We start from the raw sequence: 2521 nt of genomic DNA, 5'->3' as shown, positions 1-2521 counted from the left end.
ACCAGGGTCTCGCCGCCAGCTTCGTCGTTGCCCTCGGCCTGGTGCCAGCCGTCGCCACGTTACGCTCCGTCGAGGAAGTCGACCCCCAATCGCAGCCTCTACGCCGCCAACTCCTGCCGGTGTTGATCACGCTACTGGCCGCCGTCCCGCTCGCCGCGTTCGCCTTCGTGTTCGTGCCTCGCCTGAGCTCGCCTTTATGGGGTGCGCCCACGGCCGATAAATCCATCACGGGCCTGTCCGATCGCATGGCACCGGGTGAGATGGCTGAAGTACTCACTGACGATACGCCTGCCATGCGCGTGACGTTCGACGGCACGCCGCCGATGAACGAGAGCCGTTATTTTCGCGCGTACACCATGACCAACTTCGATGGTCAGAGCTGGAGCCCCGACTACAACGGCGGCTCGCGTGCACCCGGCACACTGGAAGGCGAAGCACGTTTCAACTACGAGATCACCCTCGAACCGACACGCCAGCGGGTGCTGCCGGTGATGGACATGCCTGTGGAGGCGCCCAGCGATGCAAGGCTGCGTGGCGACCGCACCGCTGAGGCGGACCGTCCGGTCGACGAGGTCTATCGGTATCACGCCTCCGCCACCACCGACTATCGGCTCGACGCGAGCATCGACGACCGGCAACGCCGGCAGGCACTCCGGCTTCCGGACGGTGTAGGGCCCCATGCACGCGAACTGGCGGCCGGCTGGGCCAGCCAGTACGGCAACGATCACCTCGCCATCGCCCGTGCCGCCCTCACCATGTTCCACGATGGCGGCTTCCGCTACACCCTCGCGCCCGCGCCGCTCGGCCGCGACCGCATCGACGACTTCCTGTTCCAGACCCGCGAGGGGTTTTGCGAGCACTTTTCGTCGACCTTCACCTTCCTGATGCGGGCTGCCGGTGTACCGGCGCGCGTCGTCACCGGCTACCAGGGCGGATACTGGAACAAGCTCGGCTCGTATCTTCTGGTCCGTCACGCCGATGCGCATGCCTGGTCGGAGGTCTGGCTGGAAGGACGAGGATGGGTACGCTTCGATCCCACCGGCGCGGTACGTCCGGAACGCGTCAGTCTGGGTGCGGCGGCAGCGGCGGCGGCTGGCAATAGCAGCGAGGGTGGCCTCTTCGACATGGCCTGGCTGCGCAATGCACGCGACCACTGGGACGTGGTCAACCAATGGTGGAACCAGGCCGTTAATGGCTTTGATGCGCTTCGTCAGGAAGGCATGCTTCAACCGTTCGGCATTCGCCGGGCGGAGGTTGGCGATCTGGCGGTTATCCTGGCGGTGGGCTGCGCATTGCTCGTCGCAGCGGCTCTTGGCTGGGCCATGTTCCAGCGACGTGAAGGCGATGCGTTGGACGCGTGGATGCAACGTCTAGAGCGAAAGCTCGCACGTACAGGCGTGACGCGACGGATAGGTGAAGGTCCCCGACACTTCTTCGCCCGCGCGGCGCGTTCACTGCCCGGTCAACGAAATGCCTTGGAAAGGTTGAGCCAGCTTTACTTACGGTCACGTTATGCCTTTGACGAACCGCCGCCTGAATCACTCAGCGAATTCAGGCGGCAGGTGAAGGAATTAAAGGTGCGCCGCGTGGTCAAATAAGGACATGGCATCGGCCGTGTCCGGTGCCTCTGGGAGATGTGACATGTCCATGTACAAACCGCTGGTCATCGCCGCCGCGACGCTGGCCCTTGGCGCATGCGCCACGGTGCCGCAGCCGCTGCAGGGCCAGTTCAACGACGTCTCGACGTCCGGCGCGCAACAGGGCGGTGCCCCGGGCGCGAAGGTTCGTTGGGGCGRCGAGATCATCAAGACGGAGCCGGGTCCGCAACAGACCTGCTTCTTCGTGCTGTCCGAACCGCTCGACAGTGAAGCTCGCCCGACCGCCAGCAAGACCGACAGCCAGGGCCGCTTCGTGGCCTGCCGCGACGGTTTCTACGATCCGGAAGTCTTCACCCGTGGTCGCGAGATCACGGTGACGGGTACGCTGCATGGCGCCGTCTCGCAGAAGGTAGGCGACTTCGACTATGCCTATCCGCGCGTCGAGGCCGACGTCGTTTACCTCTGGCCGAAGCGCGTGGCATACCAGAACTACGGTCCCGGCTTCTACGACCCGTTCTGGGGTCCGGGGTTTGGTCCGGGCTGGGGTGGTTACGGTTACGGTGGTTACGGCCCCTGGGGCGACCCGTACTGGTACCGCCCGCGCACGATCATCGTACGCCCGCCTCCGGGCCCGCATCGCTGATCCAGCAAACAAAAAAGCCGGCTCGCGCCGGCTTTTTTTTTCGGTTCTTCGCGGATGACCGGGGCCCGGCCGCTCAGCTTGCAGACCGGGCGTTCTTTCGCACCTCGCACCTCGGCCATGGCTCGCCTTCGGCTTCGCGGGGCTCGGCTTTGCCATCRCTCTCTACACTTGGGCGTCTCGCGGGGAGACCTTGGTGTCCACCCTCGCTGCTCAGACACGTCCTCCGCGTTCGAGAAGGAAAGGCCGCTGACGCGGCCCATGTATCTGATTGGCCTACGGC

General features: G+C 65.1%; 2 protein-coding genes. Both read left to right on the top strand.

Annotation, left to right across the window (positions count from 1 at the left end; all coding sequences use genetic code 11):
* A partial coding sequence (locus tag AC1DT2_RS20515) for a transglutaminase TgpA family protein (protein WP_477298381.1) occupies positions 1–1598 on the top strand: 1598 nt, incomplete at its 5' end.
* Between the two features lie 43 nt (positions 1599–1641).
* On the top strand, positions 1642–2241 hold the full coding sequence (locus tag AC1DT2_RS20510) for a Slp family lipoprotein (RefSeq protein WP_477298380.1): 600 nt from the start codon (positions 1642–1644) through the stop codon (positions 2239–2241).
* The last annotated feature ends 280 nt before the right edge of the window (positions 2242–2521 follow it).

The sequence above is a fragment of the Luteibacter sp. P4_E6 genome, assembly GCF_056401535.1.
This window is presented reverse-complemented; position numbering and strand designations above follow the sequence as displayed.